The sequence below is a fragment of the Nocardia citri genome, assembly GCF_054065835.1.
Genome location: NZ_JBSUQM010000002.1, coordinates 414,387 through 428,945, shown reverse-complemented (window position 1 = coordinate 428,945; position 14,559 = coordinate 414,387). Strand labels below are relative to the sequence as shown.

At 65.5% G+C, this 14,559-nt stretch carries 13 protein-coding genes and 1 pseudogene; 9 read left to right on the top strand and 5 right to left on the bottom strand.

The genetic code is table 11. The features are described 5' to 3' along the window. Positions 1-4 precede the first annotated feature (4 nt). Complete coding sequence (locus ACW2Q0_RS05735) at positions 5-2,224, bottom strand: ATP-binding protein (protein ID WP_457186880.1); 2,220 nt, start codon at positions 2,222-2,224, stop codon at positions 5-7. Between the two features lie 273 nt (positions 2,225-2,497). Here ACW2Q0_RS05735 and ACW2Q0_RS05730 point away from each other — a divergent pair, with 273 nt between their 5' ends. The 4 genes from ACW2Q0_RS05730 to ACW2Q0_RS05715 all read left to right on the top strand — a co-directional run bounded on the left by ACW2Q0_RS05730 (position 2,498) and on the right by ACW2Q0_RS05715 (position 5,730). Next, positions 2,498-3,169 (top strand): FadR/GntR family transcriptional regulator, encoded by a 672-nt coding sequence (locus ACW2Q0_RS05730; protein WP_457186878.1) that lies wholly within the window; start codon positions 2,498-2,500, stop codon positions 3,167-3,169. A 39-nt stretch (positions 3,170-3,208) separates the two neighbouring features. Further along, positions 3,209-4,012, top strand: a complete 804-nt coding sequence (locus tag ACW2Q0_RS05725) for an ABC transporter ATP-binding protein (RefSeq protein WP_457186876.1) — start codon at positions 3,209-3,211, stop codon at positions 4,010-4,012. Positions 4,013-4,117: 105 nt separating this feature from the next. Further along, positions 4,118-4,465 (top strand): YciI family protein, encoded by a 348-nt coding sequence (locus tag ACW2Q0_RS05720; RefSeq protein ID WP_457186874.1) that lies wholly within the window; start codon positions 4,118-4,120, stop codon positions 4,463-4,465. An 8-nt stretch (positions 4,466-4,473) separates the two neighbouring features. Then, positions 4,474-5,730: an RNA polymerase sigma factor gene (locus tag ACW2Q0_RS05715; protein ID WP_457186872.1), complete on the top strand. Its 1,257-nt coding sequence runs from the start codon at positions 4,474-4,476 to the stop codon at positions 5,728-5,730. Positions 5,731-5,747: 17 nt separating this feature from the next. Here ACW2Q0_RS05715 and ACW2Q0_RS05710 read toward each other — a convergent pair whose 3' ends face one another. Beyond that, positions 5,748-6,401 (bottom strand): HAD family hydrolase, encoded by a 654-nt coding sequence (locus tag ACW2Q0_RS05710; protein WP_457186870.1) that lies wholly within the window; start codon positions 6,399-6,401, stop codon positions 5,748-5,750. A gap of 615 nt (positions 6,402-7,016) precedes the next feature. Between ACW2Q0_RS05710 and ACW2Q0_RS05705 the strand changes: the two genes are divergently transcribed. After that, positions 7,017-7,691: a PaaI family thioesterase gene (locus tag ACW2Q0_RS05705; RefSeq protein WP_457186868.1), complete on the top strand. Its 675-nt coding sequence runs from the start codon at positions 7,017-7,019 to the stop codon at positions 7,689-7,691. Positions 7,692-7,728: 37 nt separating this feature from the next. On the opposite strand, the gene ACW2Q0_RS05700 is transcribed toward ACW2Q0_RS05705, so the two are convergent. The 3 genes from ACW2Q0_RS05700 to ACW2Q0_RS05690 are packed head-to-tail and all read right to left on the bottom strand — an operon-like array spanning position 7,729 to position 10,841. Next, positions 7,729-8,892 (bottom strand): sulfotransferase family protein, encoded by a 1,164-nt coding sequence (locus tag ACW2Q0_RS05700; RefSeq protein ID WP_457186866.1) that lies wholly within the window; start codon positions 8,890-8,892, stop codon positions 7,729-7,731. A gap of 9 nt (positions 8,893-8,901) precedes the next feature. Next, a complete protein-coding gene (locus tag ACW2Q0_RS05695) occupies positions 8,902-9,678 on the bottom strand; it encodes an SDR family oxidoreductase (protein WP_457186864.1) in 777 nt (258 codons plus the stop codon). Further along, entirely contained in the window at positions 9,678-10,841 is a 1,164-nt protein-coding gene (locus ACW2Q0_RS05690; RefSeq protein WP_457186862.1) for a hypothetical protein, read from the bottom strand. The genes ACW2Q0_RS05695 and ACW2Q0_RS05690 overlap by 1 nt, the downstream gene beginning before the upstream one ends. An 89-nt stretch (positions 10,842-10,930) precedes the next feature. On the opposite strand from ACW2Q0_RS05690, the pseudogene ACW2Q0_RS05685 reads away from it, so the two are divergent. From ACW2Q0_RS05685 to cysC, 4 genes and pseudogenes are all read left to right on the top strand, one after another. Further along, positions 10,931-11,207 (top strand): annotated as a pseudogene (locus ACW2Q0_RS05685) (ArsR family transcriptional regulator); the annotation flags it as partial. A 124-nt stretch (positions 11,208-11,331) separates the two neighbouring features. Beyond that, positions 11,332-11,460 carry a hypothetical protein gene (locus tag ACW2Q0_RS05680; protein WP_457186956.1) on the top strand — a complete coding sequence of 43 codons (129 nt, stop codon included), beginning with the start codon at positions 11,332-11,334 and terminating at the stop codon, positions 11,458-11,460. A 32-nt stretch (positions 11,461-11,492) separates the two neighbouring features. Continuing rightward, positions 11,493-12,425, top strand: a complete 933-nt coding sequence (gene cysD / locus ACW2Q0_RS05675) for a sulfate adenylyltransferase subunit CysD (RefSeq protein WP_457186860.1) — start codon at positions 11,493-11,495, stop codon at positions 12,423-12,425. After that, positions 12,425-14,260, top strand: coding sequence for an adenylyl-sulfate kinase (gene cysC / locus ACW2Q0_RS05670; RefSeq protein ID WP_457186858.1), 1,836 nt, complete (start codon positions 12,425-12,427; stop codon positions 14,258-14,260). The genes cysD and cysC overlap by 1 nt, the downstream gene beginning before the upstream one ends. The last annotated feature ends 299 nt before the right edge of the window (positions 14,261-14,559 follow it).

Here is a 14,559-nt window from a genome sequence, read left to right as displayed (position 1 = left end):
CGCATCAGATCTGATGCCTGCTGGCCCACGCGGCGATCTGCGTGCGCGAGGTGAAGCCCAGTTTGGTAAGAATGTGGTCGACGTGGCTCTCCGCGGTCCGGATCGAGATCACCAGTTCGCCGGCGATACTCTTATTGCTGCAGCCCGCCGCGACCAACCGTGCGACATCCAATTCGCGCCGGGTAAGCGCATGCGCCGCAACGGTTTTCACCGGTTGAGCCGCTGAACGCGGTTGTCTGCCGAGCGCGTAATCGACGGCCTTCTCCAGTCCCAGGGCCGCGCCCGCATCGAAGGCGGCCTGAAATTCCTTCTCACCCATCGCATCACGCACCTGCAGGCGCACCTTGTCCCCCACGGCTTCGGTCATCGCATGGGCGAGCCGTTGGGTACTGCCGCGCCGCACCGCCGACGCGGCACCCATCAATCGCGCCGCCCGGTTCAGATCGCCCTCGGCCGTCGCCACCCACGCCAGTCCGTCGAATCCCGATGCCGTCCACACACACCGGTCGAACAAGCTGAGCAGCTCGACCGCCTTGCGTAGTTCGGCGATCGCATCGTCGTGCGCACCTTTACGCCAATGGTCGGTGCCCACCGCCCAATGTCCCAACCCACCCAGCAGGTGCGAGCCGAAGTCCTCGGTCTTGGCAAGGAATCGCCGCGCGATCGCGTCCGCCCGCTCGTCGTCCAGCACCAGCGCACAGATATAGGCGAAGGCCAGAATCTCCATTTCGACACCGTGGTGGGCGCAGGCTCGCGCCCGGTCCGAGGCGGCCTCGGCGATATCGAGTGCCTGCCTCGGTTCGTCGTTGGCGAATGCCAGCAGCGCGGCCAGCAGACCATGTTCGACGAGCACGTCATCGGCTTCGAGTTCCGTTGCGATATCGAGACATTCGGCCGCGAATCGCTTCGCGGTCTCCGGATCCGACAGCATGGCGGCGATCACCGAAGCGGCGGCGAGTGCGCGTGCTCGGTCCTTCGTATGGTCGAGATCCTTCTCCAGCGCCTCCAGCAGCCAGCGATAACCCTCCAGCAGGAAGCGGTAGTGCTCCCAGAACGGGCGCAGTTCCGTCGCGAGCTCCAGTGCGCGATGGGCACTTTCCGGATCGGCGAGCGAGAACTGCAATGCCGCACGCATATTCGGATGTTCCCGGGTGACGTCACGGAACCAGGTGACATCCTCACTGTCCCAGTGCGCGGTGCGCCCGCGCGCGGCGATCCCGTGGTAATAATCGCGATGACGCAAGCGCACCACCCGCTCACCACCGCGGGCGACCAATCGCGCCAAGGCGAACTGACGCAACGGTTCGAGCATGGTGTAGCGCCCGGTGCCGTCGCTGTTGTGCCGGTGGCTCAGCACCGACTTGTCCACCAACCCGGTCAAGGCGTCCACAAGTGCGTCCGGGACCACACAGACCGCCTCCGCGGCCGCCAAGTCGAAACCACCCGCGAAGACCGCCAACTGCTCCCACAGGCGCTGTTCGTCGGGCGTGCACAAGTCATAGCTCCACCGGATCGCGGCTTCCAGGCTCTGCTGTCGCTGCGGGGCGGTGCGCAACCCGGCGGTGAGCAGCCGGATCGCATCGTCGAGGCGGGCGAGCACCTGATCCGGCGTGAACATCCGCAACCGCAATGCCGCCAGCTCGAGTGCCAGCGGCATACCGTCCAGGCGACGGCAGATCGCCGCGAGCATCCCGCGATTGGCATCGGTGACGCGGAAGTCGGGATTCGCGGCGACGGCCCGATCGATCAGCAGCCGCAGCGCATCGCTGTCGATATGCGCCGGGGGTCCCTCGTCCGCTTCCACCTCCGGCACGGCGAGCGGCGCGACGGGCATGACCTGTTCTCCGGAGACCCCGAGCGATTCGCGGCTGGTCGCGAGAATCCGCACATCGGTGGTCGCCGGAATCAGCCGGTCCACCAGTTCGGCACAGGCGCCGATCACATGCTCGCAGTTGTCCAGGATCAGCAGCATGCTCTTGTCCGCCAAGAATTCGGTCAAGCCGACGACGGGCGAGGTGGTGTCGTCGCGTAGACCGAGCGTCTGCGCGACGCTCAACGCCACCAAATCCCCGTCGTGCACATCTGCCACCTCGACCAGCCAGACACCGTCGGGAAAGGCGCGGCGCACCGCCTCCCCCACTCGACGGCTGAGCCTGGTCTTCCCGATGCCGCCCGGCCCGGTCAGGGTGAGCACCCGCGTGCTGGACAGCAGCTTGCGTGCCATGGTGACTTCCGCGCTACGACCGACAAAGCTCGTCACCTCAGCGGGGAGGTTTCCTGTCACGTGCCGCACCACGCTGCATACCTTTTCATGCGCGGCCGCCGTCCCGGTCATTTTGACCGAGATATCGTCATCGCACCCGCTAGGCGACCATCGCGCTCGCGGCTCGGATGACGGCGGCCGGTCGTCAGGCCCCGCGGTGGTGGCCGCGCAGAAGCATGGTGCGCATGATTTGCTAGGTTATCCGCAACTCCTCAGACAAGTAGAGAGGTTCGGATGATCTCGCAGGTCCGGCGGCGCCCCCTCGCGGCACAGGCGTTGGAGTTGCTGCTCACCCGTATCCGGAACGGGGAATGGCCACTGGGACATCGCCTTCCGGGGGAAACGACGCTCGCCGCGCAACTCGGTGTCGGCCGCTCGACGCTGCGCGAGGCGATTCGCGAATTGGCGGGTAAGGGCGTACTCGACAGCCGTCAGGGCGCAGGCGTCTTCGTGACCGCGCTGGATGTCACCGAGGACTGGGACGTGGTGCTACGTCGCGCCACCATTGCCGCCGTCATCGAGGCCCGTATCGCCATCGAGGCCGAGGCCGCCGCCCTCGCCGCGCAGCGCCGCACCCCCGCCGACCTGCGCGTCATCCGCCGGGCACTGGCCGCGCGGGAGGCGCACGGTGAACCGATCGCCGACCATGTCGATGCCGATATGGCATTCCACCGCGCCGTCATCGTCGCCGCCCACAACGATGTGCTGACCCAACTCTTCGACAGCTTCCTGCCCCGGTTACGGGTGGCCATGATCGATATGCTCGAGATACGCCCGGTCCCCTCCGAACCCGCCGACCACAACGCGCACATTCGGCTCACGGATGCCATCACTCATCGAAATCCCACTGCCGCAGCGGAATTCAGCCGAACGCACTTGACCGCCTTGAAGAACGCGTACACCTGACCCGCCGTGACAGCGCGCCGAACCGAACGGAGATCTCCCGTGCCCGAAACCCCAGTGCTGCAACTGACCGATGTCACCTTCCGCCGCGAAGGCAAACAGATCATCGACGGCATCTCGCTGACCGTCTACGCGGGCGAACATTGGGCGCTACTCGGACCCAATGGCGCGGGCAAGAGCACGCTGCTCGGCTTCTGCGCCGCGGTCACCTTCCCGACCTCGGGCACCGTCGATATCCTCGGCCAGCGGATGGGCCGGGTCGATCTCGCGCCACTGCGCCACTCGATCGGTCATGTCAATCCGCGCCATCCACTGTCGTATCCGCTCACGGTCCGCGAGGTCGTGCTCACCGGTATCACCGCGACCATCGACACCCCGATGCGCTGGACACCGACGCCGGAGGATCTGCGCCGCGCCGAGGCCATGATCGATACCGTCGGCCTCAAAGGTAAGGCCGAGGAGATCTGGCCGACGCTGTCCCAGGGTGAACGCGGCCGCACCCTGATCGCCCGTGCGCTCATCGCCGAGCCGCGCCTGCTGCTGTTCGACGAGCCGTCCACCGGACTCGATGTGGCGGCCCGCGAACAACTCCTCGAGACCATCGACGCGCTCGGCGAAACCCATCCCGAGGTCGCGTCGATCCTGGTCACCCATCACCTGGAGGAACTGCCGAGCACCACGACCCACGCGCTGCTCATCGCCGACGGCCGGACGGTCGCCGCCGGTCCCGCCATCGCCACCGTCACGACGGACACCGTGAGCGCGGCCTTCGACCATCCGGTAGCAGTCCGCTACGACGACGGCCGCTGGACCGCGCGGGCCGCCGTGCGCGCCTGGCCCGCTTAGCAAACTTCCGCCAAGATTTTTCGGGAGAATGTCGATTCGAGCCGATGCCGTTCGATGCGTTGAGTGAGGGTCGGACAAGCCGACCACCGAACCGAGGATGGCCAGATGCGACACATGATGCTGATCCGAGTCGATCCGACGAATGCGCCGGTGCCCGACGCGGCGCTGATCGAGCAGGTCAACAAGGTGATCGAGGAAATGACCAAGGCCGGAGTGCTGCTGGATACCGCCGGCTTGCATCCGATCACCGAGGCGACCAAGATCATTCAGACAGGTGGCAAGCAAACCGTGCTCGATGGTCCGTTCACCGAATCGAAGGAGGTCGTCGGCGGGTACTGCTTGCTGCAGACGAAAACGAAGCAGGAGGCGGTGGAGTGGACGTCGCGCTTTCTGAGCGTGCACGGGCCGGAGTGGACTATCGAGGTCGAGATTCGTCAGGTCGCCGAGGGCTGATCCGATAGATGAGCCGGTCGCCCGAGCAGATCCGCGATGCCGTCGAAACCGTGTGGCGAATGGAATGGCCCCGCCTGGTCGCGGGGCTGACCCGGATCGTCGGCGATATCGACGCCGCCGAGGAAATCGCCCAGGACGCGCTGGTCGCGGCCCTGGAGCAGTGGCCGCGCGACGGGGTGCCGCCGAATCCGGGCGGCTGGCTCATGCTCACCGCCAAACATCAGGCCATCGATCGGGTGCGGCGCAAGCAGAACCTCACCCGCAAACTGACCTTGGTCGGCCATGAATTGCGGACCGGCTCGGAGCCCGAGACGGCGGAGGATATCGAAGACGATCTGCTGCGCATGATCTTCACGGCCTGTCATCCGGTGTTGTCGCCACCGGCCCGGGTGGCATTGACGCTGCGACTGCTCGGCGGATTGACCACCGAGGAGATCGCACGCGCCTTCGTCGTACCGGAATCGACAGTCGCCCAACGCATTGTGCGGGCCAAGCGCACGATCGCCGCCAGGCGCGTGCCCTATGCGGTACCGCACGGTGACGAGCTGGCCAGACGTTTGGATTCGGTGCTCGAGGTCGTCTACCTGATCTTCAACGAAGGCTATTCGGCGACGGCGGGCGACGATTGGATTCGCGTCGAGTTGTGCGAGGACGCCTTGCGATTGGCCCGAATGCTCGCGAATCTGCTGCCCGACGAACCGGAAACACACGGCCTCGCCGCACTGCTGGAATTGCAGGCCTCGCGCTCGGTCGCACGCATGGGACCCACGAAAACCGTTGTCCTGCTGGCGGATCAGGAGCGTGCCCGATGGGATCAGCTGTTGATCCGACGTGGTTACGCCGCACTCGGCCGGGCCCACGCGATCAGCCGCGATCGCCGGATCCGACCGGGCCGCTATGCGTTGCAAGCCGCGATCGCCGCTGTGCACACGATGGCCTCGAGCGCCGAGGAGACCGATTGGCGGCGCATCGCGGGCCTGTACGCGGTTCTGGCCGAACGCTTTCCGTCACCGATCGTCGAACTGAACCGGGCCGTCGCGGTCAGCATGGTGCACGGGCCCGCCGCGGGTCTCGAACTCGTCGACGCACTCGTCGCCACCGGTAAGCTGGACAGCTATCACCTGCTCCCCGCCGTACGCGGTGACCTGCTCGACCGGCTCGGCCGACAGGACGAAGCACGTGCCGAATTCGCCCGTGCGGCGGAACTGACCGGGAACAATGCCGAGCAGGCGTTGTTGTTGGACCGAATCGCCGGATGTGAATAGCCGGAAGTCCTCCAGCGCTAATCACCCGCGACGAGGTCGGGAGTGAGTTCGTCGAGGGTGTCGATCACCTCGGCGGCCAGGGCGAGGGCGTCCGGAGCGGGCGGGTATTCCGGTCGCGGTGCGGCGATGACGCGCATGCCCGCGGCGTGTGCCGCGCGCAGGCCGTTGCTGGAATCCTCGACGGCCGCGCATTCGGTGGACTTGTGCCGCAGGAATGCGGCCGCGGCCACGTAAACATCGGGTGCCGGCTTACCCCGATCGACCTCCTCGGTCGAGAAGGTGACCCCGAAGAATTCGATCAGCCCGGTGCGGCCGAGCACCGTGTCGATCAACGTCCGCGGCGACGAACTCGCCACCGCGAGCGGCCAGTGTTCGCTGATGCGCTGTACCGCCTCGACCGCCCCCGGCAGCAGCGGCACCGACTGCTCGTATTGCTGCGCCATCCGATCGATCACATCATTGGCCACGGTTTCCGGCGTCACACCGACACCGAGTTCGGCGCTGAGATACTCCGACCACTCCCCCGTGCTCATCCCCATCAACCGCTGCTGCGCATCGGGTAGCCAGCGCCCGCCCTGCTCTGCCACATACCGGCGGCGCACCTGCTCCCACACCGGCTCCGAGTCGATCAGAACACCGTCCATATCGAAGACAACAGCAGCAATGTGCATACGGGACAAAGCCTTTCGCCGATGACACCGTTCGGCACCGACCCGATGGCCAATCCATCGACCCGGCCCGCGGTGGGGGTTTTCGGAAGACCTGATTCAAGAACGTGTCCCCACACTAGCCAGCCCGACCCGCTTGCGCACCCATCCGCTCGCGCCCGCCAGCGCGACGAGGGTCCCGATCCGAACGGACCGATCACCACCTCATGCTGATCCGCCCGGATGCGACCGCCGATATTCACTCGGCGAAATCCCCACCTCCCGACCGGAATGCGCACGCGGGTTCGCCGTACTACCCAACCCGCACCGTGCGGCATCGGTAGACGGCTGCGCGCGCCCGTCGGGGTCGCGAGCACGATGCCCGCCGACCAGATCTCGGCTCGCCTCCGGACGCCCTGATGGTGGCAAGGCAAACCAGCTCGGCCCTCGGTGTCGCCATCCTGGGCCGAACCGCGCATCCGAACCTCGCCGACTTCCGGGGCGGCCGGCCGTGCATGGTGGCGGTCGGTCCGGTGGGCGCCGTCGCAGGCATCGCCTACCGGCCGACACGCATCGCGTCGGGGCAACGCGCGGCCCCGCCGGACGAGCATCCGACCAGTAACCGATAACGTGTTCCATATGGACGAAGAGCAGGCCGGCAACTCGCTACCGAGCGCAGAGCACCACGAGGGCGGGTTCCGCCCGATCTCGGAGCTGATCGATGCCCACCAGCTGGACGATCTCGATATTTCGCGCGGCGGCCCGCATTACGGCGCGTTCATCGAACAGGTGCGCGGTCTGATGGATCGGGCCCGCCTGGCCTGTCCGACCGATGAGCTCGCACTGGAGACGATCGGCATCCTCAAACAGCTCAACGACAAGCTCGACGCCGCGATCGTCGACGAATGGTCCGCCCCCACCTGGACTCGGGCCGACCTGCCTGCTCGGGGCAATGTGACCCTGCCACCGTTTCTCATCGACAAGGCCGGTCGGGACGGCGTCGATGCCCGCATCACCTTCCGGACCTTCCACCTGGGCGGCAATAACGCGGCACACGGCGGACAGGTCGCGGTCGGCTTCGATGATCTGCTCGGCATGGCCGCGTCCATGCACGCGCGCAAGGTGACCCGCACCGCCTCGCTCACCGTCGACTATCGCCGCATCACCCCGCTCGATACCGAATTGCGGCTGCGCGCGTGGGTCGAACGGCAGGACGGCCGCAAGGTCTACGTCCGGGCCACCCTGCACGACGGGGAACACCTCTGCGCCGAGGCACAGGGGCTGTTCATCGTCCTCGAACCAGGACAGCAGTGATCGGGCGAAACCCGACTTCCGCCCGATTTCCAGCGTCCTAACTCTTGGGGAAGTGCTTGTCGCGGTACTCGGCGAACCGGTTGTCGACCTGATCGGCGGTGAGACCGAAGTCCTCCAATGCGTAGCGGTGCGCGGGACGCGCCGCTCCGGAGGTGCTTTCGGCATGCAAGCCCGTCATCGCGGCTTCGGCCCCGGGGCTCAGCGCGATATCGAAGTGCCGATAGATCGCGCCGACGGTGCCGATCGGATCGGCGACGAAATCGTCGTAGTACACATCGCAGAACTGAGCGGCGTTGTGCCGCTTGCGATCCGCGAGGAACCTATCCGCTCCCCTGGCCCACAGATCCAACTGTGCCGCACCGACGACGGCACCGCGGAATTTCTCCGACCACCCCGCCGATGCCTGCTCGTTGAGGCTGCACACCGAGGCGATGATGGTGCGCGGATCCCGGTGCATCTGGACCACCAGCGCATCCGGATACACCTCGAAAATGGCGTCCAGCGCGAACAGATGACTCGGATTCTTCAATACCCACCGCCGGTCGACATCGGGCATCCCGATCAACTGCAGATTGCGTCGATGCCTGCGATAGGCATCGGTCCAATCCTGATCGCGCAACCACTCGGAATATCCCGGCAAATAGCCGAGGCATTCGTAGGACACCGACATCAACGACTGCCGCAGCAGCTGCCAGCACTCCTCCACCTGGTCGGCCGAAATATGGTGCACGCCCATGAATTCCGGATGTTCCACATGGTGCTGCTCGAATGCCGCCTCGATCCGCTGATACACCGGATTGTCCGCCCAGGTCGCACGTGGCGGCCGCGGCTGCGGCATCTCGGTGAGCCACATTTCCAGGCCCTGATGCGCCGGATCCGCATGCAGCAGCCGATGCACCGCCGTCGTACCCGAACGCGGCAGCCCGGTCACGAAGATCGGGCGCTCGATCGCGACCTCGGCATGTTCCGGAAAGCGTTGCCACGCGGCCTCACTCAGCAGCCGGGCGATCAGCGCACCGCGCAGGAAGGCCCGATTGACCTTATTGCCGAAGGGCGTCAGCGCGGCTTCCTTCGCATAGGAGTCGAGTAGCACCCGCAGCCCCTCGCGGTAGCCCTGGTCGCCGAAATCGCTGAGCCCGACCACCTTGGTCGCCGATGCGTGCAGATCGTCGATGGTGCCGACGTCGTCTCTGCCGATCACAGTCACCTCCTAGTGGTGGTATTCGCCGCCGTTGACATCCAGACACGCGCCGGTTATCGCCCGCGCCAGCGGCGAGGCGAAAAAGACAACGGCGTCGGCGATCTCATCGGGCTCGGGCAGCTTGCGCAGATCGATGGTCTCGGCGGTTTCGGCGTACACCTGTTCGGGGGTGATCCCGCGCTGCTCGGCGAGATAGTTGAAGTACCACTTCACGTTGTCGGCCCAGATATAGCCGGGTGCAACGGAATTCACCCGAATGCCCTTGGGCCCGAGTTCGGTGGCCAGGCTCTGTGCCAGCGCGAGCAGGCTCGCCTTGGCCATCTTGTACGGGCCGAAGGTGCGCCGCGAATGCCGCAGCACCGCCGAATTGATCATGATCACCGAGCCCTTCGACTCGGTGAGCGCGGGTATGAACTTCCGCGTCAACCGCAGTGCGGCAAGCACATTCGTCTCGAAACCGGCACGCACATCATCGAGGGCGACATCGGCCAGATCGGTGATCGGCGGAATCGCGAAGGCGTTGTTCACCAGCGTGTCGACATGACCGGACGCGCTCTGCGCCGTTTCGACCAGATTCGTCACGGCCGCTTCATCATTGATATCGGTCGGCACCACCACCGCACGCCTGCCGAGTTCGGTGATCTCCTTGGCCACCTCGGTCAGCCGCGATTCGGTGCGCGAGGCCAGCACCACATCGGCACCGGCGCGCGCACTCCGCATCGCGATCGCGCGCCCCAACCCCGGACCGACGCCGGCGACGACAACCACCTTGTCCTGCAACAACATCAGCCGAGCATCCTTTCCGCCACAGCGACCTGCCGCGCCGCGATCCGCGCCTGCCATTCCTCGCGCGTGATCCGAGCCTGCTGGTAGTACGGCAGCCGCTGTGGTAGTTCGGCGAGCGATACCACCTCAACCGTGGGCCCATCTTCGGGCTTCAGATCCCGTGACAGCTGCTGCCAGCGCAACTGCAGGTAGCCGCGCGCATGCCCGGTGCGCTCGATCCAGTTGGTCAGACCCGGATCTCGCTCGCTGATCACGAGCCGGATCATCGCGTCCGGATCCACGCGCGCCTGGTCGGCGGTGAGGCTGGTCTGGTGGTTGATGTAGTCCAGCGACAGATACCACATGCTGCCGAGTTGGAAACCCTGATACGGCGCATCCGATTTCGGCACCGTGAGGATCATGACCTGTTCGTCGTCGAGTTCGTAGTGACCGACGGAGGAGAACTGGGTCGTCAGTCCGCCCGGGGTGCAGCGCGGTTCGGTCATCGTATTGACCGGCAGTTCGAGATAGAACCTCTTCGGGAACGCCAGGAAGGTATTCAGTCGCGAGACCAGCATTTTCCCCGCGATCTCATATCGCTTGCTCATCACGTCCCTGGTCAGCGGCGGCGGTGCGGCGCCGATCGTGTCCACCCGCTGAATGCGAATCGTGCCCGGCTGCTCGGTGGCCCAGTCGCTGTACACCTCGCGAACCACGAGCATGGCGGAGTCGGGTGCCAGATGGACGTAGCCGGGGCGCGCCGGGCCGGGGCCGAGCCGGAACTCGTAGGCGCCCTCGGCCGTGATATCGAGGGCGCGGGCATCGAAGGCGGTTTCGCTCTCGGGGACGTCCACCGGCGAGTAGTTGCCGTTGAGCACCTGGAAGCTCAGGTCACGGGTGGTGCCCCGAGTTCCGGTCACCACATACTCGGCGTCGGGACGCAGATACGAGTGGAAGTAGAGGGTGTCCGGATTGTCCAGACCCATTTTCGTATACGGCCCGGTGGACATGACAAAGAACGGAAAATCCCGCTCGAAGGCCCACGCCAACTGAATGGAAGCGCGAATACTGCCAGCAAGGTAGTCGTAGCCCTCGACGAGATCCTGTTCGGTCCGAATATGCGGTGCACCGGTGATGATCTCCTCGGCGGCGGCAATGGCTTGCGCGAACGGCTGTGTCAACAAGAGGCGTCTCCGAATTAGCTGTTCCAAATATGTACCGCACTGGTACATTTCGATAGGAAAAAGATTAGAACCTGTTATAGGAATTGTCCATGGTTGCGCGCAGATCCGCCCCGACCGCCCGGGTGGTCCACGTGCTGGATTTCTTCGTCGAGCGAGGCGGCAAACGCTTCGGACTCGCCGAACTGGCCCGCGAGCTCGACCTGGCCAAGCCGCCCCGTCCGGGCATCCTCACCGAACTGACCGCGGGCGGGTATCCGATGCGTGACGCGAACACCCGCACTCACGGCCTCGGGCCTGCGCTTATCGCCGCCGGCCGGGTCGCCTGGGCGAGGCTTCGCCATCGGCGGCATCGCACGCGCCGAACTGGAGAAACGGGTGACCAGCCTCGCGGAGCGGGCCTATCTCGGCGCCGATCTGCACCCACGCAAATCAACATCCGGACAGCCTGCACGCGGCACCCACCTACGGCGACGACGGCAGGTAGAACCCGGTGCTGACAATGTATGCCGGAGCCTGCATCACCGGCGCCGAGATCGATCGCCGCGCAACAGCGCTGGTGGCCGCCGCGGATCGGGTGACCGCCGAATCCGGAGGTCGCAAGCCGAACTCCAGCCATTGACCAATGACCGAAACGTGTTCTAATTTTGGGACGTGAGCCAGTACGCGAAGCCGACGGCGGGCACCTACGAGCTGCCTCATCTGGACGCGCTCGAGGCCGAGTCGGCGTTTATATTCCGGGAAGTCGCCGCGACCTTCGAACGACCGGTGCTGCTGTTCTCCGGCGGCAAGGATTCGGTCGTCATGTTGCATCTCGGGGCGAAAGCATTCTGGCCGGCGCCGCTACCGTTCCCCGTGCTGCACATCGATACCGGACATAATTTCGACGAGGTCATCGAATACCGCGACCGGACGGTGCGGCGGCTCGGTCTGCGACTGGTGGTCGGCAGCGTGCAGGACGATATCGACGCGGGCCGGGTGCGGGAGGAGACCGGACCGCGCGCCTCCCGAAACCGTTTGCAGACCGCCACTTTGCTGCGCTCGATCCGCGAGGGCGGATATGACGCGATATTCGGCGGCGCGCGCCGGGACGAGGAGAAGGCGCGCGCCAAGGAGCGGGTATTCAGCTTCCGTGACGAATACGGGCAGTGGGATCCACGCAATCAGCGACCGGAACTGTGGAACCTCTACAACGGTCGCCACAGTAAGGGCGAGCACATCCGGGTGTTCCCGCTTTCCAATTGGACCGAACTCGATATCTGGCATTACATCGCCGCCGAGAATATCGAGCTGCCGTCGCTGTACTACGCACACCGCCGACCGGTAGTGCAGCGCGACGGAATGTTGTTGGCGCACACGCGTTTTCTCACCCTGCTCGATAGCGAGCAGCCGTATGAGAGCACGGTGCGATTCCGCACGGTCGGCGATGCGACCTGCACCGGCTGTGTCGAATCGACCGCCGCGACCCCCGCGGATGTGGTCGCCGAAGTCGCCGCCACCCGAACCACCGAGCGCGGTGCCACCCGCGCTGATGACCGTATTTCCGAGGCCGGTATGGAAGATCGCAAACGGGAAGGGTATTTCTGATGACGACCACCCTGTTGCGCCTGGCCACAGCGGGCAGCGTCGACGACGGCAAATCGACACTGATCGGCCGTCTGCTGTTCGACTCCAAGACGATCTTCACCGATCAGCTCGCCGCGGTGGAGCGGACCAGTAGAGCGCGCGGTGACGACTATCCGGATCTGGCACTGCTCACCGACGGTCTGCGCGCCGAACGCGAACAGGGCATCACCATCGATGTGGCGCACCGCTACTTCGCCACGGCCCGGCGCGCATTCATCATCGCCGACACCCCCGGCCACATTCAGTACACACGCAATACGGTCACCGGCGCCTCCACCGCCGATCTCGCGCTGATCCTGGTAGACGCGCGCAAGGGCATTGTGGAACAGACCCGGCGACATGCCTTCCTGGCCGGCCTGCTCGGCATCCCGCATCTGGTGCTGTGTGTGAACAAGATGGATCTGACCGGATGGTCACAGGATCGGTTCGAGGAGATCCGGGAGGAATTCGTCGGCTTCGCGACCAAACTCGATGTCGCCGATCTGACCTTCATACCGATGTCGGCGCTGCACGGTGACAATGTCGTGCACCGCGGTGCCAGCATGCCATGGTACGAGGGCTCACCCCTGCTACACCACCTCGAGGAGGTGCATATCGCCTCAGACCGCAACCTGATCGATGCGCGATTCCCGGTGCAATACGTAACCCGCAGGCACGCAACGGATTTCCGTGGCTATGCCGGCACCATATCCGGTGGCGTCTTCAAGCCGGGCGACGAAGTCGCGGTATTGCCTTCGGGATTCACCACCACCGTCGAGGCTATCTGGGGTCCGGGTGGCACCCCGATCGCGGAGGCCTTTCCGCCACAGGCCGTTACCATCCAGCTCACCGACCATCTCGATGTGTCCCGGGGCGATCTGATCTGCCGCCCGGCGAACCGGCCGCACGTCGGACGCGACCTGGACGCGATGGTGTGCTGGTTCGCCGAGGATTCCGAACTCACCCCGGGCGCTACCTACACCATCCGGCACACCACCCGCACCGCGACCGCCGAGGTGCGCACCCTGGACTACCGGCTCGACGTCAATACCCTGCACCGCGATGAGAGCGCGAATTCTTTGTCGCTCAACGAGATCGGGCGTATCCAACTGCGTACCCGCCAACCGCTGCTGTTCGATCCGTACCGCCGCAACCACACCACCGGCAGCTTCATCCTCGTCGAGGACACCACCAACAACACCGTGGCCGCGGGCATGATCACCGGACCGACCCTGCCTTCCTCCCGTGTCGTCTGGCATGCCACCGCTGTCGGCCGCGACGAGCGCCCGACAGCGGGACTGACGGTCTGGCTCACCGGCCTGTCCGGCTCCGGAAAGTCTTCTATCGCAGTGGAACTGGAGCGTCGTCTGGTCGCGGCGGGACGCCCGGCCTTCCTACTCGACGGCGACAACCTGCGCCACGGCCTCAATGCCGACCTCGGTTTCGGCGCCGCCGATCGCGTGGAAAATATCCGCCGCGTCGGCGAGGTCGCGCGACTGTTCGCCGAAGCCGGTGTGGTCGCGGTGGTTTCCCTGATCAGTCCCTACGCCGCCGATCGCAATAAGGTCCGTGCCGCGCACGAGGCCGCAGGCATCCCGTTCGTGGAAATCTTCGTGGACACGCCACTCGAGATTTGCGAAGCCCGCGACCCCAAGGGCATGTACGCCAAGGCCCGTGCCGGTGAAATCCGGGGTTTCACCGGCATCGACGATCCTTACGAAGCACCCACCCGAGCCGAACTCGTGCTGCGTCCCGAGGACGGCGATCCAGCGGCCATGGCCGCGGCCATCCTCACCGAGCTCGCTGATCTGGCGTGAGACCGGTTAGGGATGCGCTCGCAGTGCGGCACCCAACCAGCCGAACACCGGCATACCCCTACCCTCCTGTCTCCCCTTGGTGGAGACGCAAATCCCCGCGTGATGCTACGGCTCGGCCAAGGGCGCGGAAGAACTCACGGATAGCGCCGATGAGCAGGTCGGGGACCTCGAGCGTCGGGAAGTGGCCGCCGGAGTTGTACTCCGCCCGGTGTTGTCGGCGCTCGGCGGAAACTGTTTGCGCGGCAAGGATGCGGTCTGTACCGTCATGCAAACCGTGACAGCACGCGAGGAGGTGAGAC

Bases quoted from the DNA above. Each gene is read 5' to 3' on its own strand.
- ACW2Q0_RS05715 (WP_457186872.1), top strand. From the start codon at position 4,474: ATGAGCCGGTCGCCCGAGCAGATCCGCGATGCCGTCGAAACCGTGTGG.
- ACW2Q0_RS05695 (WP_457186864.1), bottom strand. From the start codon at position 9,678: ATGTTGTTGCAGGACAAGGTGGTTGTCGTCGCCGGCGTCGGTCCGGGG.
- ACW2Q0_RS05710 (WP_457186870.1), bottom strand. From the start codon at position 6,401: ATGCACATTGCTGCTGTTGTCTTCGATATGGACGGTGTTCTGATCGAC.
- ACW2Q0_RS05730 (WP_457186878.1), top strand. From the start codon at position 2,498: ATGATCTCGCAGGTCCGGCGGCGCCCCCTCGCGGCACAGGCGTTGGAG.
- ACW2Q0_RS05735 (WP_457186880.1), bottom strand. From the start codon at position 2,224: ATGGCACGCAAGCTGCTGTCCAGCACGCGGGTGCTCACCCTGACCGGG.
- ACW2Q0_RS05720 (WP_457186874.1), top strand. From the start codon at position 4,118: ATGCGACACATGATGCTGATCCGAGTCGATCCGACGAATGCGCCGGTG.
- cysC (WP_457186858.1), top strand. From the start codon at position 12,425: ATGACGACCACCCTGTTGCGCCTGGCCACAGCGGGCAGCGTCGACGAC.
- ACW2Q0_RS05705 (WP_457186868.1), top strand. From the start codon at position 7,017: ATGGACGAAGAGCAGGCCGGCAACTCGCTACCGAGCGCAGAGCACCAC.